Source organism: Kitasatospora sp. NPDC090091 (genome assembly GCF_044747365.1).
In the GTDB taxonomy this organism is placed as follows: domain Bacteria; phylum Actinomycetota; class Actinomycetes; order Streptomycetales; family Streptomycetaceae; genus Kitasatospora.
Genome location: NZ_JBIVDY010000017.1, coordinates 82,043 through 101,585, shown reverse-complemented (window position 1 = coordinate 101,585; position 19,543 = coordinate 82,043). Strand labels below are relative to the sequence as shown.

16 protein-coding genes are annotated in these 19,543 nt (G+C 74.6%); 5 read left to right on the top strand and 11 right to left on the bottom strand.

What is annotated here, in order from left to right; translation table 11 throughout:
- Positions 1 to 27 precede the first annotated feature (27 nt).
- The 4 genes from ACIPSC_RS27535 to ACIPSC_RS27520 all read right to left on the bottom strand — a co-directional run bounded on the left by ACIPSC_RS27535 (position 28) and on the right by ACIPSC_RS27520 (position 3,699).
- Positions 28 to 477 (bottom strand): SHOCT domain-containing protein, encoded by a 450-nt coding sequence (locus ACIPSC_RS27535; protein WP_400828855.1) that lies wholly within the window; start codon positions 475 to 477, stop codon positions 28 to 30.
- A gap of 171 nt (positions 478 to 648) precedes the next feature.
- Positions 649 to 1,233: an NUDIX hydrolase gene (locus ACIPSC_RS27530; RefSeq protein WP_400828853.1), complete on the bottom strand. Its 585-nt coding sequence runs from the start codon at positions 1,231 to 1,233 to the stop codon at positions 649 to 651.
- Positions 1,230 to 2,390, bottom strand: coding sequence for a type III polyketide synthase (locus ACIPSC_RS27525; RefSeq protein WP_400828851.1), 1,161 nt, complete (start codon positions 2,388 to 2,390; stop codon positions 1,230 to 1,232). The genes ACIPSC_RS27530 and ACIPSC_RS27525 overlap by 4 nt, the downstream gene beginning before the upstream one ends.
- A 103-nt stretch (positions 2,391 to 2,493) precedes the next feature.
- On the bottom strand, positions 2,494 to 3,699 hold the full coding sequence (locus tag ACIPSC_RS27520; protein WP_400828849.1) for a cytochrome P450: 1,206 nt from the start codon (positions 3,697 to 3,699) through the stop codon (positions 2,494 to 2,496).
- A 305-nt stretch (positions 3,700 to 4,004) separates the two neighbouring features.
- Between ACIPSC_RS27520 and ACIPSC_RS27515 the strand changes: the two genes are divergently transcribed.
- The 3 genes from ACIPSC_RS27515 to ACIPSC_RS27505 all read left to right on the top strand — a co-directional run bounded on the left by ACIPSC_RS27515 (position 4,005) and on the right by ACIPSC_RS27505 (position 8,103).
- Positions 4,005 to 4,568 (top strand): VanZ family protein, encoded by a 564-nt coding sequence (locus ACIPSC_RS27515; protein ID WP_400828847.1) that lies wholly within the window; start codon positions 4,005 to 4,007, stop codon positions 4,566 to 4,568.
- A 106-nt stretch (positions 4,569 to 4,674) separates the two neighbouring features.
- Positions 4,675 to 6,039, top strand: a complete 1,365-nt coding sequence (locus ACIPSC_RS27510; RefSeq protein ID WP_400828845.1) for an FAD-dependent oxidoreductase — start codon at positions 4,675 to 4,677, stop codon at positions 6,037 to 6,039.
- A gap of 240 nt (positions 6,040 to 6,279) precedes the next feature.
- A complete protein-coding gene (locus ACIPSC_RS27505; protein WP_400828843.1) occupies positions 6,280 to 8,103 on the top strand; it encodes a protein kinase in 1,824 nt (607 codons plus the stop codon).
- A gap of 77 nt (positions 8,104 to 8,180) precedes the next feature.
- Here ACIPSC_RS27505 and ACIPSC_RS27500 read toward each other — a convergent pair whose 3' ends face one another.
- Together ACIPSC_RS27500 and ACIPSC_RS27495 are read right to left on the bottom strand one after the other, a co-directional pair.
- Complete coding sequence (locus ACIPSC_RS27500) at positions 8,181 to 9,071, bottom strand: phosphatidylinositol-specific phospholipase C (RefSeq protein WP_400828841.1); 891 nt, start codon at positions 9,069 to 9,071, stop codon at positions 8,181 to 8,183.
- 189 nt (positions 9,072 to 9,260) lie between these two features.
- Positions 9,261 to 10,631: a PASTA domain-containing protein gene (locus tag ACIPSC_RS27495; protein WP_400828839.1), complete on the bottom strand. Its 1,371-nt coding sequence runs from the start codon at positions 10,629 to 10,631 to the stop codon at positions 9,261 to 9,263.
- 433 nt (positions 10,632 to 11,064) lie between these two features.
- On the opposite strand from ACIPSC_RS27495, the gene ACIPSC_RS27490 reads away from it, so the two are divergent.
- A complete protein-coding gene (locus ACIPSC_RS27490) occupies positions 11,065 to 11,757 on the top strand; it encodes a hypothetical protein (RefSeq protein ID WP_400828837.1) in 693 nt (230 codons plus the stop codon).
- A gap of 16 nt (positions 11,758 to 11,773) precedes the next feature.
- Here ACIPSC_RS27490 and ACIPSC_RS27485 read toward each other — a convergent pair whose 3' ends face one another.
- Positions 11,774 to 13,204, bottom strand: coding sequence for an SDR family oxidoreductase (locus tag ACIPSC_RS27485; protein ID WP_400828835.1), 1,431 nt, complete (start codon positions 13,202 to 13,204; stop codon positions 11,774 to 11,776).
- A 507-nt stretch (positions 13,205 to 13,711) separates the two neighbouring features.
- Here ACIPSC_RS27485 and ACIPSC_RS27480 point away from each other — a divergent pair.
- Complete coding sequence (locus ACIPSC_RS27480; RefSeq protein WP_400828833.1) at positions 13,712 to 14,668, top strand: aldo/keto reductase; 957 nt, start codon at positions 13,712 to 13,714, stop codon at positions 14,666 to 14,668.
- Between the two features lie 110 nt (positions 14,669 to 14,778).
- On the opposite strand, the gene ACIPSC_RS27475 is transcribed toward ACIPSC_RS27480, so the two are convergent.
- From ACIPSC_RS27475 to ACIPSC_RS27460, 4 genes are all read right to left on the bottom strand, one after another.
- Positions 14,779 to 15,429 (bottom strand): GNAT family N-acetyltransferase, encoded by a 651-nt coding sequence (locus ACIPSC_RS27475; RefSeq protein WP_400828831.1) that lies wholly within the window; start codon positions 15,427 to 15,429, stop codon positions 14,779 to 14,781.
- Positions 15,430 to 15,505: 76 nt separating this feature from the next.
- Positions 15,506 to 16,183, bottom strand: coding sequence for a nitroreductase family protein (locus ACIPSC_RS27470; RefSeq protein ID WP_400828829.1), 678 nt, complete (start codon positions 16,181 to 16,183; stop codon positions 15,506 to 15,508).
- A gap of 92 nt (positions 16,184 to 16,275) precedes the next feature.
- Positions 16,276 to 17,913 carry an ABC-F family ATP-binding cassette domain-containing protein gene (locus ACIPSC_RS27465; RefSeq protein WP_400828827.1) on the bottom strand — a complete coding sequence of 546 codons (1,638 nt, stop codon included), beginning with the start codon at positions 17,911 to 17,913 and terminating at the stop codon, positions 16,276 to 16,278.
- Between the two features lie 120 nt (positions 17,914 to 18,033).
- A complete protein-coding gene (locus ACIPSC_RS27460) occupies positions 18,034 to 19,230 on the bottom strand; it encodes a hypothetical protein (protein ID WP_400828825.1) in 1,197 nt (398 codons plus the stop codon).
- Positions 19,231 to 19,543 lie beyond the last annotated feature (313 nt).

Sequence of the window (19,543 nt, the reverse complement as noted above, 5' to 3'; positions counted from 1 at the left end):
CCGCCGCCGCCCCGGCCCGGGCGCGGGTCAGACCAGGAGCTTGTCCTTGGCCTTCTGGTACTCCTCCTCGCTGATGGCGCCGCTGGCCTTGAGGTCGGCCAGCTTGGCCAGGTCCTCGACGTGGCTGCCCCCACCGCGAGCGGCACCGCCGCCGCCTCCCGCAGCGGTGGCACCCCCGGCCTGCCCGGGTGTCTCGGCGGCCGCGTCGCGGATGTAGGCCTTGAAGGCGTCCTCGTTGCGCCGGGCCTGCGCGACGTCCCGCTCGCCCATCGATTTGCCGCGTGCGATGACGTAGACGAGCACACCGATCAGCGGGATCAGGATCACCAGGATCAGCCAGCCCGCCTTGCCCCAGCCGCTGAGGTCGTGGCTGCGGAAGATGTCCGTGATGATCTTGAACAGCAGGAAGAACCAGAGGATCCAGAGGAACAGCTCCAGCATCGTCCAGAAGATGTTCAGCAGCGGGTAGTTGTCCATGACGCTCCTGTCGGTGCGGACTCGAATTCAAACCGAGTTCAAACGAGTCTTATCACCGCAAATCGGACAATGCGCTCTGCTGTTCGGCCATCCCAGTGATCTTCGGCAGTGCCGGGAATACCGCGCCGGCCCGCCGGGAGGGTTGCGCGGCCGGCCCGCCGCCCGCCGGGCTCAGCCCGCCGCGGCCCGCTGCCGCAGCTCGACCGCCAGCCCGATCAGCTCGCCCCACCACGCGTCGCGGCCGCCCACCAGCAGGCGCTGCGCCTCGGCCGGCTCGACCGCCCGCACCTCGACCACCTGCTCGCCGTCGTCCGGGTTGGTCGGGGCGGACTCCACGGCCACCTCCGCCCAGCCCCAGAGCCAGGCCTTCTCGGGGTGCGGCTGCCACGGCCGGTAAGGCTCCGGCAGGTCGGTGACGCAGCGGTGTGCACCCAGCCAGGCCGGCTCGCCGAGCAGCCGGGCGCCGGCCTCCTCGCGCAGCTCCCGGACCAGGCAGGACTCGATCGACTCGCCGTGCTCCCGGGTGCCGCCCGGCAGGAACCAGTGGTCGCGCTCGTCCCGGCAGAGCACGACGCGCCCCTCGGAGAACCCCACCAGGTGGATGTTGGTGATCAGCTCGTCCGGTGGCAGTGCGAGCGAGAAACGCGCGTCGTAGCGGCCCCAGGACCAGTACTGCGGCGCGTGCAACGCGGGGAACCGCGCGGCCAGTTCGGCCGCTCTGGCGGGGGTGTCCGGTCGGTCGGTGGTGTCGGTCATTCCGTGATCGTAGTCCCGGCCGGGTGGCGCGCGGGGGCGGGCGGTCCGGCGAGGGTGAGGCCGCCGCCGTCGTGGCTGCGCAGGCGGTGCGGGATCGCGGCCGGCAGCGGGGCGCCGACCCAACTGCCCAGCGAGATCTCGGCGGTGATGCCAGGTCCGAAGCCGGCGATCAGGCCCCGGGCGCCGTCGGCGGCCGAGCCCTCCTCGAACAGCCGGGCCAGCGCGTCGAAGACCACCGCACTGGCGATGTTGCCGCGCTCGGTGAGGGTGGCCCGGCTGAACCGGAATGCGGCCGGCTCCAGCTCCAGGAAGCGGCAGAGGTCGTCCAGGATGCGCGGACCGCCCGCGTGGACGATGTAGAAGCCGAGCCCGGAGGCGCTCCAGCCGTGCTCGGCGGCCAGCCTGTGCAGGGCGGGGGCGAGCATCTCCATGGTGCCGGGCACGCGCTTGTCGAGCTGGAAGTGGAAACCGGTGTCCTTGACGCCGTAGGAGATCCAGTCCTCGGTGTCCGGCACCAGGTGCGAGCCGTTGCGTTCGATCCGCACGCCGGTACCGCCGCGGCCGCGCACCACGGCGGCGGCGACCGCGTCCCCGAACAGGCCGTTGGAGAGCAGCGAGCCGACGCCGAGGTCGGTCGGCTGGTAGCAGAGCGAGCAGAACTCGCAGGCCACGATCAGCACGTTGGCGCCGGGGTAGGCGCGGCAGAAGTCGTGTGCCCGGTTGACGGCGGCGCCGCCGGCCGCGCAGCCGAGCTGGGCGATCGGCACCTGGCGGGTGTCGGGGCGGAAGCCCATGGTGTTGATCAGCCACGCCGTCAGCGAGGGCATCATGAAGCCGGTGCAGGAGACGTAGACGATCAGGTCGATCTCCCGGGCGGACAGCTCCGCGTACCCGAGGGCGCGCTCGACCACCTCGGGGACGCGGCGCTTGGCCTCCCGCTCGTAGACCGTGTTGCGGGTGGTGAAGCCGGGATGCCGCAGCGTCTCGTCGATCGGCTGGACCAGGTGCCGGGTGCGCACCCCGGTGTTCTCGATCAGCCGCAGTGCCAGGGGGAGTTGCGGGTGGTCCGCGTGCAGGGTGCGGGCCAGGTCGAGGGTCTGGTCGAGGGTGATGACGTGTTCGGGTACGGCGACGGCGGGTCGGCAGAGTGTTGCCATGGGTGGAGGTCTCCCCTGGTGGCCCGCGCCGGTGGGTGGGCGGCGCGGGCGGTGGCCTACGGGTGCGTCGGGCGGGCGCCGGGACGGCGCGGCGGGGAGGCCGTCACCAGGCGACCGGCAGGGTCCGCGGGTAGCGCCAGATCGAGCCCGTCCGCCAGTCCAGCTCCGCCGGCGGCACGGCGAGCCGCAGCCCGGGGAAGCGGCGCAGCAGCGTGCCGATGGCGACCTGGAGCTCCATCCGGGCCAGATGGGCGCCGGCGCAGTGGTGGGTGCCGTAGCCGAAGGTCATGTGGGTGGCCGTGCCGCGGTCGAGGTCCAGCTCGTCGGGCCGCTCGAACACCGCCGGATCGCGGTTGGCGGCCAGGTAGGAGACGTGCACGGCCTCGCCGGCCCGGATCGACACCCCGCCCAGCTCGACGTCCTCGGTGGCGACCCGGGCGATGCCGACGCCCTGCCGGAAGGGGATGAAGCGGAGCAGCTCCTCGATCGCGCGCGGTAGTTCCTCGGGCCTGGCCCGGAGCTTCGCCAGCTGCTCGGGGTGGGTGAGCAGGGTGTAGGCGATGTTGCCGATCTGGTAGGTGCTGGTGTCGTGGCCGGTGACCAGCAGCACCATGGCCATGACGGCGAGCTCCTGGTCGTCCAGCAGCTCCTCCTCGTCCCGGGCGGTGGCGAGGGCGCTGATCAGGTCGTCCCCGGGGTCGCGGCGCCGGGCGGCGGTCAGCTCGGTGAAGTAGGCGCGCAGGGCGGCCTTGGCGCGCACCTGGCCGTCGCCGCTGCCGGGGCCCATCGCCATCATCGCGACGGCGTGGCCGCGGAGTTCGGCGCGGTCCTCCGCGGGGATGTCGAGCAGCTCGCAGATGGTGGTCATCGGGAGCCGGCCGGAGAGGTGGTGCACCAGGTCGGCCGGGGCGCCGTGCTCCTCCATGGCGTCCAGGTACGCGTCGACGGTGCGCTGCGTCCGCGGGCGCAGCTGCTCGACCTGCCGGTTGGTGAACCCCTTGGCCACGAGTCGGCGCAGCCGGTTGTGGGCGGGCGGGTCCATCAGGTTGATCGCCTCGGCCTGGGCGATCGGCGCGGGCGTCATCCGGGGCAGGTCGCGGCCGATGCCGGCGGCCCGGCTGAACCGCCGGTCGGTGGTGACGACGCGGACGTCCTCGTACCGGGTGGCCAGCCAGGCCTCGCCCTCGCCGTGCGGCAGCCGGATCCTGGCGATCCGCTCCTCGGTCAGCAGCCGCTTGAGGAGGGGGTCGAACTCCAGGCCTTCGGTGTGGTCGAAGGGGCAGTCCCACACGGGGGCGGAGGTAGTCACGGGCTGATCCAAGTGGCCGGAGTCGGGTGCCGCCCGGACTTGGTTCGTACGGGCGCGGACGAGGCGATGTTCCCCCGCCGGGCGGCGGAAATCCCGATCGTGGGGATACTTCGCTCGATCGAGCGAGATAGCTGATTGTCTGCCGATATGCCCTGTGCCGGTCGGGAGTTGGAGTCCGGTCGGGCGGTGGGTTCGGCGCCGGGGTCGGGACGTGGCCGGGGCCGGGCCGGTGCGGGCCGCCGGCCTCCGCGCGCCGGCCGCGGAGCGGTCAGAACCGGCGGGCGTTCGAGCGCGTCCGTCCTGGCGTGATCAAAGCTGTCCTCGGCACGATGCCGATGTTCTGGCCCGGGCTGCTCTGCTCGCTGGTGCCGGCCGCGCTGCTGAACCGGGTGGTCGGGCGGTGGCTGCGTGCGCACTGGGCGGTGGCGTTCGTCCTGCTGCTCGCCCTCGGCGGGCTGGTGACGCTGACCCTGCTGCCCGACGCGTGGGGACCGTTCTGGGCCTACTCCCGCCGGGCCGCGCGTCACTGCGAGCTGACCGGCTTCGGCCTCCGGCCGCTGCGCGAGTTCACCACGGTCAACCCCACCAGCCTGGACGTGGCGCTCTTCGTCCCGATCGGCCTCGCGGCGGCGCTCGCCGGCACTCGGGCCCGGGCCGCCGCCGTCCTGCTGGGCGCGACGGCGCTGCCGTTCGCGGTCGAGGCCGTCCAGTACGCGCTGCCCGGCATCGGCCACGCCTGCACCGCGCAGGACGTGCTGGACAGCCTGCTCGGCCTCGCCCTCGGTGCGGGGGCCGGCCTGCTGGCGGGCCCGGTCGCCCGGGCCGGGGTGCGCTCGCTGCGGGCGGGGGAATTCCCGCCGCACCCATAGGGCCGCTCTATGAGGTCATAGGGCCACCGCCCCTACTGCCTCCCACCGGGCCGGGATTTGCTTCAACCGTCCGCAGCCCCACGCCACCCCGGAGGAGCGCTCCACCATGTCCCGCCCGATCCGTGTGGCGATCGTCGGCGCCGGCCCCGCCGGCATCTACGCCGCAGACGCCCTGCTGAAGTCCGACGCCGCCGAGGCCCCCGGGGTCTCCATCGACCTCTTCGAGCGGATGCCCGCCCCCTTCGGGCTGATCCGCTACGGCGTGGCGCCCGACCACCCGCGGATCAAGGGCATCGTCACCGCGCTGCACCAGGTCCTGGACAAGCCGCAGGTCCGCCTCTTCGGCAACGTCGACCACCCGGGCGACCTCACCCTGGACGACCTGCACCGGTTCTACGACGCCGTCGTGTTCGCCACCGGTGCCACGGCCGACCGGGCGCTGGACCTGCCCGGCATCGGGCTGGACGGCTCCCACGGCGCCGCGGACTTCGTCTCCTGGTACGACGGGCACCCCGACGTCGCCCGGAGCTGGCCGCTGGAGGCGGAGAAGGTCGCGGTGCTGGGCGTGGGCAACGTCGCCCTGGACGTGGCCCGCATCCTGGCCAAGACCGCCGACGAGCTGCTGTCCACCGAGATCCCGCCCAACGTCCACGCCGGCCTGGCCCGCAACCGGGCCCGCGAGGTGCACGTCTTCGGCCGCCGCGGCCCCGCCCAGGCCAAGTTCAGCCCGATGGAGTTGCGCGAGCTCGACCACTCCCCGACCATCGAGGTCGTCGTCTCCCCCGAGGACATCGAGTACGACGCGGGCTCGATCGCCGAGCGCCGGGCCGCCAAGCACGTCGACATGGTCGCCGCCACCCTGGAGAACTGGGCGATCCGCGACGTGGGCGACCGCCCGCACCGGATCCACCTGCACTTCTTCGAGTCCCCGGTCGAGGTGCTCGGCGAGGACGGCCGGGTGGTCGGGCTGCGCACCGAGCGCACCGAGCTCGACGGCACCGGGAACGTCCGGGGGACGGGCCGCTTCACCGACTGGGACGTGCAGGCCGTCTACCGGGCCGTGGGCTACTACTCCGACGAACTGCCCAAGCTGCCCTTCGACCCGGTCTCCGGCACCGTCCCCAACGAGGCCGGCCGCGTGCTCGCCGCCGACGGCTCGCACCAGAGCGCCACCTACGTCACGGGCTGGATCAAGCGCGGCCCGGTCGGCCTCATCGGCCACACCAAGGGCGACGCCAACGAGACCGTGGCCTGCCTGCTCGCCGACCACGCCGGCGGCCGCCTGCCGGGCGCCGTCGACCCCGACCCCGGGACGGTCGTCGCCCACCTGCGCGAGCAGGGCGTCCGTTACACCACCTGGGAGGGCTGGCACCGGCTCGACGGGCACGAGCGGGCGCTCGGCGCGGCGGAGGGCCGCGAGCGGGTCAAGGTGGTGGAGCGCGAGGAGATGCTCCGGCGGAGCGGGGCCTGAGCGGGGCCTGAGCGGCGTCCGGGCGGGGCCCGAGGGGCGTCCGGGCGGCGCCCGAGCCCGCGCAGTGCGGCCTGACGCGGCGACAAGTGCCTGCCACGGCTCCGTTCGCGGCGGCCCGGTGATGGTCTGACGACGATTCCGTGACCTTGATCCCACCCGCGATCGGGTCGGGACCGATAGCGTCTGCTCCAGGGCGCGTGGGGCGCGGATGTCGCGTCGGGCGTCGAGGGGAGCGTGGACATGCAGCCGCTGGCAGCGGACGATCCGCGGCAGGTGGGCGAGTACCGGTTGCTGCGGCAGCTCGGCGCGGGCGGGATGGGCCGGGTCTATCTGGGGCGGACCCAGGGCGGGCGCACGGTGGCCGTCAAGGTGGTCCGCCCCGACCTGGCCGGGGACACCGAATTCCGGGCCCGGTTCCGGCAGGAGGTCGCGGCGGCCAGACGGGTCGGCGGGGCCTGGACGGCACCGGTCCTGGACGCCGACACCGAGAGCGGGCACCCCTGGGTGGCCACCGGCTACGTGGCCGGGCCCGCGCTCGCCGCCGCCGTGCAGGAGTTCGGGCCGCTGCCCGAGCCGGCCGTGCGGACCCTGGGGGTCGGCCTGGCCGAGGCGCTCGCCCATGTGCACGGGCTCGGACTGGTGCACCGGGACGTCAAGCCGTCGAACGTGCTGCTGACCCTGGACGGACCGCGGCTGATCGACTTCGGCATCGCCCGCGCCCTGGACGCCACCACCGCGCTCACCCAGTCCGGTTTCGTGGTCGGCTCGCCCGGCTTCATGTCCCCCGAGCAGGCCCACGGCCGGCCTGCGGGACCGCCCGGCGACGTGTTCTCGCTCGGCGCCGTGCTCGCGTACGCGGCGACGGGCACGATGCCGTTCGGCTCCCGGGTGAGCGCGGCGGTCCTGCTCTACCGGGTGCTGCACGAGGAGCCGGACCTCTCCGGGCTGGAGGGCCCGCTGCTCTCCGTCGTCCGGGACTGCCTGGCCAAGGACCCGGCCGCCCGGCCCACGCCGGACCGGCTGCGGGAGCTGCTGGACGGTGACGGCTCGGCCTCGGCCCGGCTGGGGCGCGGGGACTGGCTGCCGCGCGCGCTGGCGGCGGCGGTCGGGCGCAGCGCCGTGCAGTTGCTGGACCTGGAGGGGGAGGCGGCGGAGGGCGAGGGTGCCGCTGCGGCGGCTCCGACGGCGGCGACCAGGCCGGTTGCGCCGCCCCCGGCGATGCCGCCGGGCTTCGGCCCGTCGCCGGGAGGAGGGCCGTACGAGCAGACGTCGACGCCGACCCCGCACCCGACGACTCCGTTCCCGACCACCCCGTTCGCGACCCCACCGCCGTTCCCGACCCCGACCTCGACCCCGACGCCGTTCCCGACCGCACCGCCGTCGGCTCCGGCCACGGCGCCGGCCCACGCGGTGCACCCGCCGCCGCGGCGCGGCCGGGGGTTCGGCGTGGTGGCGGCCGTGCTGGCCGGTGTGCTGCTGTCCGGCGGTGGATTCCTGCTGTTCCAGGAGCTGCAGGACAAGGACCGGCAGACCGGCGGTTCCGCCGCCGCGTCGGACCCGGCGCGCCCCGTCCCGGGGGCGGGTGCCTCCGGCCCGGCGTCCGCCCCGGCGCCGGGCAGGTCGGCAACCGAAGGCCCGGCCTCGGACAGCCCCGAGCCGACCGACGACGAGTCCGAGCCCGGCGGGTCCGCGGTCTATCCGGGGTCGGGCAGCGTCCCCGCGAAGTTCCTCGGGACGTGGGTCGGCGAGCGCAAGACGGCCAACGGGGACGTCACCACGGTCACCCTCACCATCGACCAGTCGGCGCCGAGCGAACCGAAGAGCAGGATGCGCACGGAGACGGCCAACGCCGGCACCTGGTGCGAGGCCCTCTGGACGCTCAGCACCGCCGAGGAGAGCAAGGCCACCTACACGTCCATGGTGACCAAGGCCTCGGGCGGCGACAAGTGCAAGCTCGGCGACATCAACTACAGCGTGGTCATGATGCTGCCGGACGGCACCCTCCGCTACAGCATGGACCTGCTCAAGCAGGACCAGTTCATGGTGCTGCGGAAGAAGGCCTGAGTCCGGTGTCCAGCCGCTGAGCGGGCGGGCCCCGGACGCGGTCCGGGGCCCGCCCGCTCCTCTGTCCGCCCGCCCGGTCAGCCGCCGAAGTTGAGCGCGTAGAGCGAGCGCACCAGGTCCGCGGTGACGAAGTCCATCGGGACGGTGCCCAGCACCGGCCGGGCGGACCGGTCCAGGCGGTCGAGGTAGCCGCGCAGCTTGGGGGTGATCGCGTCGGCGGCCTGGCGCGGCCAGAGCCCCCAGCCGGAGCTGGAGGTGAAGGTGAGGAAGAGCCGCTGCGGATCGGTGGCGGCGCGGGCGGCGTCCAGGTGTGCGGAAACCTCCGGCCACTTGCGGGAGTTGAGCTCGAATACGGTGCCGATGTCGTAGTCGTCCTCGATGTCGGTGTGGGAACCGCCCCATCTCAGGCCGGGCAGGCCGGAGTTGTCGGCGAGCAGGACCACCCGGCCGCGGACCTCGCCGAGCCGGGGGACTTCGCCGCCGGTCCAGAACAGGCCGGGCCAGCGCTGCTGGTAGCCGGCGAAGAGTGCGCCGAACTCCGCGTCGGAGACGGTCGAGTACTCCTGTCTGACCCGCATCGCCAGGGTTTCGCCGGGGTGGCCGGCGAGGAAGGCCAGGCACTGGTTGAGCACGTCGCCGAAGAAGATCTTCTGGAAGACCGGCCCGTGGTGGATCGCCAGCACCCCGTCGATCGCCCGGCAGCGGATGTCGAGGAAGCGCACTCCCGCGGCCAACTGGTCGGGGAGTGCGAGGTTCTGGGTCTGCGTCAGGGGTCCGCCGTAGAGCGAGCAGGTGTCGTGGGTGCCCGGGAGGGTGAGCCGGGCGAGGGAGGCCTGCGGGTCGACCGCGGCCAGCCAGTCGCTCCCGGCCGGGACGGTGGCGGCCGCGGCGGGGCGGGCGGTCAGGCCTGCACCGGCGGCGGCGAGGGCGCCCAGCAGGGCGGCGCGGGTGAAGGTGCGGCGGCTCATCGTTGCTGCGGGCGTGGTCAAAGGCACGGCGTGGTACCCCCGTTGGGCGTGGGCGGACGGGAGGGGCGAGTGGCATGCTCATTGTCGGCACGCCGTGCGGGTTTGCCCAGGGGTGCGGCGGGGTGCGGATGGCGGCGGTTGCCCGGCTCTGCGGTTCGGCATTTCCGCGGGGCCGTGGATTCGGGCGCTTCAGAGTGGCGTCGGCCGGTAGGCGATCCAGAGCGTGATGGGGGTCTTGAGGCCGACCGACCGCCCCTTCACCGGGTCGGTGCGGGTGGCCAGGCCGGCGGCCGTGCTGGTGGACGGCTCGGTGGAGACCGTGATGTTGGTGAAGTGGTGGTCCCTGAGGGCCTGTTCGGCCTGGGCCTGGGTCTTGCCGGCGACATCGGGGACCGTCGCCCTGCCGTCCGAGATGTGGAGGAACACCTTGCTGCCGGGAGCCACCTTGGCGCCCGCCTTGGGCTCCGTGCTGATGATCTGGAGCTCCGGGACGCCGTTGCTCTCCACGTAGTCCCCGTCGACGGCGAGCCCGAGCGCCAGCAGCTTCTGCGCGGCGGCCTCCTGGTCGAGGCCGACCAGATTGGGCACGGCGACCGTCGTCGCCGCCGGGCTGGTGGCCGGCGACGTGGTCGGGCGCGTGCGCGTCGGGGACGGCGCGGGCTTGGTGGAGCCGGTCGTGGGCCGGACCGTGCTGGGCTCCGCGGTCGGGGACGGTGCTGCGGACGCGGTGGGGGCGGGCCTGCCGCTGCTGTCGCCGTCGCTGCGGCGGCCGAGGCCGAGCAGGACGGCGGCCAGGACGGCCAGGACCAGGAGGACGATCAGCACGACGGCCAGCGGCCCGCAGCCGCCGGACCGGCGGGCCGGCCGGGTCGGCTGGTGGGCGGGGGACCAGCCGGGGGGCTGGTGCGGGCCGGGCCGGGGCCGGCCGCCGCCGGCACCCGGGCGGGCGGACGAACCGGGCCCGTCCGACCCGCCGGAGCCGTCCGGGCGGTCCTGCCGGTTGCCGCGGTCGCCGTCGGGCGCGCCGTCGAGGTCGAGATCGAGGTCGATGCGGCCCGGGACGTCCACCGCGAAGGCGGCGCAGGCGGCGCCCAGCCCGCCCGAGGTGGCGACCACCCGCAGCGCGACCCCGAAGCGCTCGCTCCGGGCCCCCTGCACCTGGCCGGCCAGGTCGGCGCCGGGCACGCCGAAGAGCGAGGCGATGTCGAGCCCTGCGCCGATCCGGTCGAACGGGAGGGTGTGGCGCAGCTCGACCTGCCGGGTCTGCCCGGGCGCCAGCGGCGCCGCGACCGCGGACCGGTCGTAGTCCAGCCGTCCCTCGACCGGCTCGACCGGTTCGACGTGGTAGCCGGTGCTCACGGTGCCGGCGTTGCGGACGACCAGGTGCACCGCGACCGTCCGGCCCGCCTCGCCGAGCCGCCGGGCAGGCTCGCACCAGGCCTGCACGGCCGCGCCCAGGCCTGCCCGCAGGTCGGTCCCGCACCGCTCGCCGGGGCAGTAGACGCCGAGCCGCTCGACGCCGTCGGTACGGGTGCCGCACAGGCGGCAGAAGAGCGGCATGACCTTCCCCCTTCGACCCCGGCCCACCCCCTGGGCCCGGTTCCCTCCCCCGGGTACCCGGCCGCCGCCGCACGGAACCGCAGGGGCCGGAACCGCGACCGGCCCGTGACCGATCGACTGCACTCTCGTCATCATCGCGGCCAACTGGGGTGTGTGTTAAGCCAGTTGTGCGGCGATTCGACCGGACGTCCGGCCCGCGGCACCTGCTCCGGGTGGCACGGATCCGGGCTGATCCACGGGGCGGGCCCCGGCCCGGGCGACCCGCGGGGGACACGGCATCTCTCCAGAAGCCTCACCGCGAGGTGTGGAATCCCCACAGGTGTGCTGCCTAGGCTCCGCATGCGCACGACGGCGTGCGCGGCGCCGGCGGCGAAGGACGACGACCGGCGAGGGCCGGCGAGGGCCCGGCACTCCGGCAGTACGGGAAGATCACATGGACTACTGCGCACCCTGCCGCCGCCACCTCAACGGCGCGCTGGCCTGCCCCGGCTGCGGGGCTCTCGCGACCGGACCGGACCAGGCGGTGCCCCCGGCCCCGGAGGGCCGCGTGGCGGGCGCGCGCCGGGCGCCCGCCGAGCCGCGGCCGGTGCCCCCGGCCTCCGAGCGGTCCGGCGGGCGGCCCGTCGCCCGGCGCGGCGGACGGCGGGCCGCCCGCCGTCCGGGGCGGCTGGTGGTCTCCGTGGTGGGCCTGGCCGTGGTGGGACTCGGGGCGGCGGCCCTGGCCGCCAACGGCTCGGAGGCGGTGCCGTCCGAGCCGGGTGCCGGCCACCCGGCCACCGTGCAGCCGCAGCGCGGCCCGGCCCTGGGGTCGACCACGCCCACCGGCGTGCCGAGCCCGAGCGCGACCTCGGCCGCCCCGGCCACCCAGCGGCCCAGCGCCCGCCCGACCACCGCGTCCCGATCGGCCTCGGCCTCGGCCTCGGCGTCCGCCGCCGCCACGTCCAAGGGCGGCGCTGCACCGGCCGGGCCGGAGACCACCCAGGCGCCGGAGCCGGGCGCCCAGGGCTCGGCGCCGCCCTCCCGGCCCGTGCCGAGCACGACCCCGGCCACCACCCCGCCTTCCCCGACCACCCCGGCCCCCAAGCCCACGCCCACCTGCACGCAGTTCCTGTTCTGGTGCTCCTAGGGCGGGGAGGCGGCCGTCACCAGGCTGCCTCCCGGTAGTCCTTGAGGAAGACCCCGGAGACCGGCGCGCCGGCCTCGCCGCGGACGATCGGGTCGTAGACGCGGGCCGCGCCGTCGACGATGTCGAGCGGGGTGCGGAAACCGGCGGCCGCCAGACGGGCCTTCTTGGGGGCCGGGTTCTCGTCGGTGATCCAGCCGGTGTCGACCGCGCACATGTGCACGCCCCGGGCAGCGAGTTCCGCGGCGCTGGTGCGGGTGAGCATGTTGAGCGCGGCCTTGGCCATGTTGGTGTGCGGGTGGCCGCCGGTCTTGTTGCGGACGGCGAACCGGCCCTCCACCGCGGTGACGTTGACGATGTACCGGCGCGGGTGCGGCGAGGCGAGCAGCAGCGGGAGCAGCCGGTCGCAGAGCAGCGCGGGCGCGACGGCGTTGACCAGCTGGGTCTCCAGCACCTCGCTGGGGTCGAGCTCTCCCAGCCGGGCGGACCAGGAGTTCTCGGGCGCGAGGTCGGGCAGCAGCCCGGCCTCGTCGACGGGCCCGGTCCCGGTCGTCAACGGGGCCGGTGGCGCGGCGAGTTCGGTGACCGGCCAGGCCGGGGCGAGCGCGGGCATCGGCCGGAACCCGGGTGCGTGCACCACGGCGGCGGCGTCGCCGGCGGGCAGTGCGGCCTGCTCGCCCGCGGCCAGCCGGGCGTAGGACTCGGGCGGGCGGCGCAGGGTCTGCGCCGCGTTGTTGACCAGGATGTCCAGCGTCCGTCCGTCGGCGCGGAGCCGCTCGGTGAGGCCGAGCACCTGGCGCGGGTCGCGCAGGTCGATGCCGACCACGGTGAGGCGGTCCCACCAGCCGGCGGAGCCCGGCGCGGCGCGGAACCGGCGGACGGTGTCGTGCGGGAACCGGCTGGTGACGATCAGCTCGGCGCCGTCGCGCAGCATCATCAGGGCGAGCTGGAAGCCGATCTTCACCCGGCCGCCGGTGAGCAGCGCGCGGCGGCCGCGGAGGTCGGTGGCCAGGGCGCGGCGGGCGGTGTTGTCGGCCGCGCAGGCGGGGCAGAGCATGTGGTAGAACGCGTCCACCCGGTGGTAGGGCCGCTTGCAGACGTAGCAGCGGCGGCCCAGTCGGAGCTCGCCGAGGGGCGCGGGGCCGCGCTCGTGGAGCGGGGCGTCCTCGCGCCGGTTGTGGGCACCGGTGGCGGTGGCGGCGAGCAGTTCGGCGTCGGCCTGCCGGGCCTCGTCGACGGCGCCCTGGCGGCGGCGCTTGCGGCTCTCGCGGACGTAGGAGTGCAGCTGTCGTTCGGCGTGCTGCCGGACCGCGCTGTCGGCGGGCAGGGCGCGCAGGCGGCCGAGGGTGCGGCCGAACGCGGCCAGCTCCTCGGTGGTGACCTCGTCCTCCCCGGCGGTGCCCTCGTGCGTCGTGTCCGAGTCCGTGCTCGGGTCCGTCCGGACCGTCATGTCCGCCCCCTCGTGCGCTGCTGCGGTGGTCCCGACCGGAGGCGGACCGCTGCGCGAGCGCCCGGGCCCTGTCCGGGGCGGCGCGCGGTCGCTCCGCCACGGGACCGTGGCCTGCCGGGGGCCGCTGTCTGCGCGCGCCCGGGGCAGTGGGCAGGACTGTACCGGCCGCGCCGGAGCAGTGAGATCACATTATTGACGGGGTGGACCCCGGACGGAGAGGGCGGCGACCGGCCGCCGGGCGTCCGCCTGGTCGTAGACCTTGTGGTCGTCGTTCTCGCCGATCATCGGGGTGACGCCGACCATGGTTCCGGGCCCGACGCCCTCGCCGGACCGGTGGCGGGCGACGGCCGGCGGCAGTGGCCCGAAGGGGTTCCGGCGGAGCGGACTTGACCTTGAGTGCACTCGAAGGTGGAGGGTGGATCTTGTTGATCGACTGCGCGGACCAAGGCGCCGGTCGCACCTTCCCTGCGCCTTCCGCGCGTTCCGCCACACGAACGGAGAACCGCCATGCGTACCACCACTTTCGGCAGCCACGGCCCCGAGGTCGGCGCCATCGGTCTCGGCTGCATGGGGATGACCTGGGCCTACGACCCCGGCAACCGTGACGACGAGGCCTCGGTGCGGGTGATCCGGCAGGCGCTGGACCTCGGCGTCACCCTGATCGACACCGCCGACATCTACGGCCCGTACGACAACGAGGAGGTCGTCGGCGCGGCGCTGGCCGGTCCGTACCGGGAGCGGGCGTTCCTGGCCACCAAGGTCGGCCTGGTGCCGGGCACCGAGGGCAAGCGGGCGGACAACGACGGCCGGCCGGAGCACGTCCGGCGCGCGATCGACGAGAGCCTGCGCCGCCTCGGCACCGACCACGTGGACCTCTACCAGCTGCACCGGGTGGACCCGGAGGTGCCGATCGAGGAGACCTGGGGCGCGCTCGCCGAGGCCGTCCGGGCCGGCAAGGCGCGCCGGATCGGGCTCTCCGAGGTGACGGTCGAGCAGATCGAGCGGGCGCAGGCGGTGCACCCGGTGGCCTCGGTCCAGAACGAACTGTCGCTCTGGACCCGGGACTCGCTGGCCGAGGTGCTGCCGTACACCGAGGCGCAGGGGATCGCCTTCCTGCCGTTCTCGCCGCTCGGCCGGGGCTTCCTGACCGGTGGCATCTCCTCGTTCGACGAGCTGCCCGAGGACGACTTCCGGCGGTCGCTGCCGCGCTTCCAGCAGGACGCGCTCAGGGCCAACCTGGCGCTGGTGGCGAAGGTGAAGGGGGTCGCCGCCCGGGTCGGGGCGACGCCCGCGCAGGTGGCGCTGGCCTGGGTGCTGGCCCAGGGCCGGTACGTCCTGCCGATCCCGGGCACCAGGACGCCGCGCTACCTGGTCGACAACGCGGCCGCGGTGGACGTGGTGCTGTCGGCGGCCGACCTGGCCGAGCTGGACGCGCTGCCGGCCCCGACCGGCGACCGGTACTGACTGGCGACCGGTACTGAGCGGCGGACGTCCGGTGCGGGGCGGGCACCACGCGGCGCGGGGGGCGGTGCGGGTCGGCACCGGCGGGCTGCCGCTGCCGACCCGCACCCCGCTCAGCGCTCCTTGACCCAGATCTGCTGGCGCCCGGTCTCGCCCGGCGCCCGCACGGCCGCGTCGGCGGTCCGGTCGAGCCGGAAGCCGAGCTTGCGCGGCACCGCGGCGCTGGCGCCGTTGGCCTGGTCGCAGTGGATCTCCACCCGTTCGATGCCGGGCAGGGCGAGGGCGGCCGCGGTCAGCGCCTCGGCGGCGGTGGTCGCGATGCCCCGGCCGACGTGCTCGGCGCTCACCCAGTAGCCGATCTCCAGCGCGCCGGGCCCGATCCGGCCGTGCAGGCCGAAGGAGCCGATCACGCTGCCGGGCCGGGAGTCCAGGCCGACCAGGTAGATGAAGTCGGTGCCGGCGTCCCAGGCGGCCGAGCCGGCCCGCGCCAGCTCCGCGGTCTGGGCCGGGCTGGGCGCCGCGGCGGCCCACTCCAGCCAGGGGCGCAGGTGCTCCAGGTTGGCCCGGACGGCGGCGTTGAGCGCGGCCGCGTGCGTGACCGAGCGCCGGTGCAGGGAGATGCCCCCGGCCAGCTGCAGCAGCTCCGGCGGACGGCCGGGGGAGGCCTCGCCCGGTCTGCGCGTCCGCGCCGGGGGACCGCCGGCGCCGGTCCGGGCGGCGCGGCCGGGGACGTTCTCGCAGGACCGTGGCGTGGGTTGGCTCATGGCGGCGATTATCGTCGTGGTCCGGTCAAGCGACCACCGGCGAACCGCCGGAGCGCGGGCGCCGCCCCGGGGCGCGTCAGAGGCGAACCAGCACGTCGTCGAGCGCCTTGCGCCGTAGATCGGGGACGCGCGCGCCGTCCGCCGGGTAGCCGACCGGGATGACGTAGGCGGCCCGTTCCTCGGCCGGCCGGTCGCACACCTCGTTGAGGAACTTCATCGGGCTCGGCGTGTGGGTCAGCGTCGCCAGCCCGGCCTGGTGCAGCGAGGCGAGCAGCAGGCCGACCGCGATGCCGACCGACTCCTTGGTGTAGTACGGGCGCGGCGACTCCGGGCCCTTGTGCACCTCGAAGACGACGATCACCGCGGGCGCGTCCTCCAGGAAGGGCTTCTGCCAGTCGGTGCCGATCGGCGCCAGCGCCGCCAGCCACTCCTCGGACGCCCGGTGCGCGTAGAACTCGCGCTCCTCCGCCTCGGCGGCCTCGCGCAGCCGCCGCTTGCGCGCCGGGTCGGTGATCACCACGAACCGCCAGGGCTGGACGTGCGCGCCGCTGGGCGCGGTGCCGGCGGTGCGCACCGCCCACTCCAGCACGCCGTCCGGGATCGGCGCGGTCGAGTAGTCGCGGACGGTCCGGCGCTGCGCCATCACGTCGTGGAAGGACCTGCTGCGGGCCTCCGCCTCGTGGGCGGGCACCGTCATCGGGCGGTGCGGGACGCTCGGGTACGAGGTGCCGGCCGCCGCTGTGCTGTCAACCATGGCCGACAGCACAGCACATGACGGGCGGTCCGGGAAGAGGTCGAGACCAATTCCGGACCGCCCGGCGGCCGGGCAGCGCCCGCCGCGGTGGTTCAGCTCTCGTGGACGCGCCCGTCCCGGACCTCGATCCGCCGGTTCACCGCCACCGTGTCCAGCATCCGCCGGTCGTGCGTGACCAGCAGCAGCGTGCCGGTGTACGAGGAGAGCGCGGACTCCAACTGCTCGATGGCGGGCAGGTCCAGGTGGTTGGTGGGCTCGTCCAGCACCAGCAGGTTCACCCCGCGGGCCTGGAGCAGCGCCAGCGCCGCCCGGGTGCGCTCGCCGGGCGAGAGGGTGGCGGCCGGGCGCAGCACGTGCGCCGCCTTCAGCCCGAACTTGGCCAGCAGGGTGCGCACCTCCTCCGGCGTGAACTCCGGGACCGCGGCGGCGAAGGCGTCCGCCAGCGGCTCGCCGCCGAGGAAGAGGCCCCGTGCCTGGTCGACCTCGCCGACCACCACGCCGGAGCCCAGCACGGCGCTGCCGGCGTCCAGTTCGAGCCGCCCGAGCAGCGCGGCCAGCAGGGTGGACTTGCCCGCGCCGTTGCCGCCGGTGATGGCGACCCGGTCGGCCCAGTCGATCTGCAGGTCCACCGGGCCGAAGGCGAAGTCCCCGCGCCGGGCGGCAGCCCCGCGCAGGGTCGCGACCACGGCGCCGGAGCGCGGTGCGGTGGCGATCTCCATCCGCAGCTCCCACTCCTTGCGGGGCTCCTCGACCACGTCCAGCCGCTCGATCATCCGCTGGGTCTGCCGGGCCTTGGAGGCCTGCTTCTCGGTGGACTCGGCGCGCATCGCGCGCCCGATCTTGTCGTTGTCGCTCGACTTGCGGCGGGCGTTGCGCACGCCGTGCTCCATCCAGCCGCGCTGCATCCGGGCCCGGGCCTCCAGCGAGGCCTTGGTGTCGGCGTACTCCTCGTAGTCCTCGCGGGCGTGCCGGCGGGCCACCGCGCGCTCCTCCAGGTACGCCTCGTAACCGCCGCCGTACAGGTTGACCTGCTGCTGGGCGAGGTCCAGCTCCAGCACCCGGGTGACGGTGCGGGCCAGGAACTCGCGGTCGTGGCTGATCAGCACGGTGCCGGCGCGCAGGCCCTTGACGAAGGCCTCCAGCCGCTCCAGGCCGTCCAGGTCGAGGTCGTTGGTCGGCTCGTCGAGCAGGAAGACGTCGTAGCGGGAGAGCAGCAGCGAGGCGAGGCCGGCCCGGGCGGCCTGGCCGCCGGAGAGCGCGGTCATCGGCAGGTCCAGCGAGACCTTCAGCCCGAGCGAGTCGGCGACCTCCTCGGCGCGCTCCTCCAGGTCGGCGCCGCCCAGGTCCAGCCAGCGGTCCAGGCTCGCCGCGTAGGCGTCGTCGGCGCCGGGGCGGCCCTCGACCAGGCCCTCGGTGGCCTCGTCCAGCGCCGCCTGCGCGGCGGCCACACCGGTCCGGCGGGCCAGGAACTGCCGGACCGACTCGCCCTCGCGGCGCTCCGGCTCCTGCGGCAGGTGGCCGATGTTGGCGCTCGCCGGGCTGAGCCGCAGCGAGCCGCCCTCGGGGGTGTCCAGTCCGGCGAGCAGCCGCAGCAGGGTCGACTTGCCGGCGCCGTTCACCCCGACCAGCCCGATCACGTCGCCGGGGGCGACGACCAGGTCCAGGCCGGAGAAGAGGGTGCGGTCGCCGTGGCCGGCGCTGAGGTCCTTGACTACGAGTGTGGCGCTCATGATGCCCCCGATTCTAGGAGAGCGGGGGACGAGGCCGGGAGCGCGGGGACCGGGCGGGGAACGGCGCGGGGGCCGCAGCCGGTCGGCTGCGGCCCCCGCGTCCTCAGGACGTGCCCGGGATCACTTGGTCTTCTTGGAGATGTACTCCAGCGCGTGCTGGGCGACGTCGTCCAGGTACGGGCCGGCCTCCCAGGTGTTGTCGTTGCCCCCGATGGAGGTGTCCGAGACCAGCACCTGCTTGCCGTCCTTCACCGCGAACCAGCCGCCGCCGCTGTCGCCGCCGGTGCCGTTGCAGCCGATGGTGAGCATCGCCGGGCGGCTCGGGTCGATGGTGTGGCGGACCGGCTTGCCGGCCTCGCAGCGGTCCAGCTCCATGCCGTCGAAGGGCTTGCCGGCCGGGTAGCCGTAGCTGCTCACGGCGGTGATCTGGTCACGCGGGGCGTTGAACCAGACCGGCACCGAGCCGCCGACGACCTCCTCCAGCGACTTGTTGCTGCCGTCCGGGTTGGCCACCTTGATGATGCCGAAGTCGTACTGGCTCCACGCGCCGCCGTACTCGGCGTCGGCCTCGCCCGCCCAGGTCGGGGAGATGATGCCGGCGACCGCGCCCCACTCGCCGTACGGCTCGGCCTGCGCCAGCGAGGCCTGCTTGCCGCCACTCAGCGCGCCGGTGCTGTTGAACGCCGGGGCGAAGACGATGTTGGTGTGGGACTTGCCGCCCTTGCCGCCGTGCAGGCAGTGGCTGGCGGTCCAGACCAGGTTGCTCTTGCCGGGGTTGGCCGGGTCGGAGACCACGGTGCCGGAGCAGACGTACTCCTGGTTGCCGTCCTGGAAGAACAGCTTGCCGTTCACGTGGAGGTTCTTGGCGAACGGGTGCGGCAGCGGCTTCATCTCGACCAGCTTCGGCAGCGGGTCGTTGCCGTTGTCCGCCGGCGGCTGGGCGGTGGGCTGCGCGGGCGCCGAACCGGTCGGCTGGGCGGTGGGCTGCGCCGAGGGCTGGTTGCCCGGACCGGGCTTGGACGGCTTGGCCTTCAGGATCTTCTGGAGGTCCCAGTAGCCCTTCACGGCCGGAGTGATCACGTTCTGCTGGGCGAACTTCTCCCAGTCCTCGAACTTCCACTTCTTCAGCTCGTCCAGGCTGGGCAGCTTGATCGGGGCGGCGCCCGGCTTGTCGGTGCTGGTGACGGCGGCGGTGGGAGCCGCGGTCTGGGCCCCGGCCGGGTCGTTGTCCGGCCCGCACGCCGTCGCGACCACCATCGTCAGCGCGACGACCGAGGCGCCCAGCGCGGCACGCGTCGTCCGGGATATCGGTGACATGAGTTCAATTCCCCCTGTGGATGAGCGCCGTACGGCCCGGGACCGCCCGGGCCCGCAGGTACGGCAGGAGGAGTCTGCCATGCGGATAAAGGCGTCCTTACACCCGGACCGGACCGGAACGCGGCTGTCACCGGATCGGCACGTGATCGGCACGCGAAGCGCGCCGAAAAACCCGTTGCGGACGCCGGCCGGCCTTCGTAGCGTGATCCCTGCCACCCCCGCCGGAACAGGAGAAGGCCGTTGCTCTACTGAGGTCCCGAGACACCGCCCCCGCCGCGATGCAGCCCTGCTGACGCAGGCCTGCCGAGGCACC

Coding starts and splice junctions, on each gene's coding strand:
- ACIPSC_RS27475 (WP_400828831.1), bottom strand. CDS start 15,429: ATGAGCCAACCCACGCCACGGTCCTGCGAGAACGTCCCCGGCCGCGCC.
- ACIPSC_RS27500 (WP_400828841.1), bottom strand. CDS start 9,071: ATGAGCCGCCGCACCTTCACCCGCGCCGCCCTGCTGGGCGCCCTCGCC.
- ACIPSC_RS27495 (WP_400828839.1), bottom strand. CDS start 10,631: ATGCCGCTCTTCTGCCGCCTGTGCGGCACCCGTACCGACGGCGTCGAG.
- ACIPSC_RS27465 (WP_400828827.1), bottom strand. CDS start 17,913: ATGAGCGCCACACTCGTAGTCAAGGACCTCAGCGCCGGCCACGGCGAC.
- ACIPSC_RS27535 (WP_400828855.1), bottom strand. CDS start 477: ATGGACAACTACCCGCTGCTGAACATCTTCTGGACGATGCTGGAGCTG.
- ACIPSC_RS27525 (WP_400828851.1), bottom strand. CDS start 2,390: ATGGCAACACTCTGCCGACCCGCCGTCGCCGTACCCGAACACGTCATC.
- ACIPSC_RS27530 (WP_400828853.1), bottom strand. CDS start 1,233: ATGACCGACACCACCGACCGACCGGACACCCCCGCCAGAGCGGCCGAA.
- ACIPSC_RS27470 (WP_400828829.1), bottom strand. CDS start 16,183: ATGGTTGACAGCACAGCGGCGGCCGGCACCTCGTACCCGAGCGTCCCG.
- ACIPSC_RS27510 (WP_400828845.1), top strand. CDS start 4,675: ATGTCCCGCCCGATCCGTGTGGCGATCGTCGGCGCCGGCCCCGCCGGC.
- ACIPSC_RS27485 (WP_400828835.1), bottom strand. CDS start 13,204: ATGACGGTCCGGACGGACCCGAGCACGGACTCGGACACGACGCACGAG.
- ACIPSC_RS27460 (WP_400828825.1), bottom strand. CDS start 19,230: ATGTCACCGATATCCCGGACGACGCGTGCCGCGCTGGGCGCCTCGGTC.
- ACIPSC_RS27490 (WP_400828837.1), top strand. CDS start 11,065: ATGGACTACTGCGCACCCTGCCGCCGCCACCTCAACGGCGCGCTGGCC.
- ACIPSC_RS27505 (WP_400828843.1), top strand. CDS start 6,280: ATGCAGCCGCTGGCAGCGGACGATCCGCGGCAGGTGGGCGAGTACCGG.
- ACIPSC_RS27480 (WP_400828833.1), top strand. CDS start 13,712: ATGCGTACCACCACTTTCGGCAGCCACGGCCCCGAGGTCGGCGCCATC.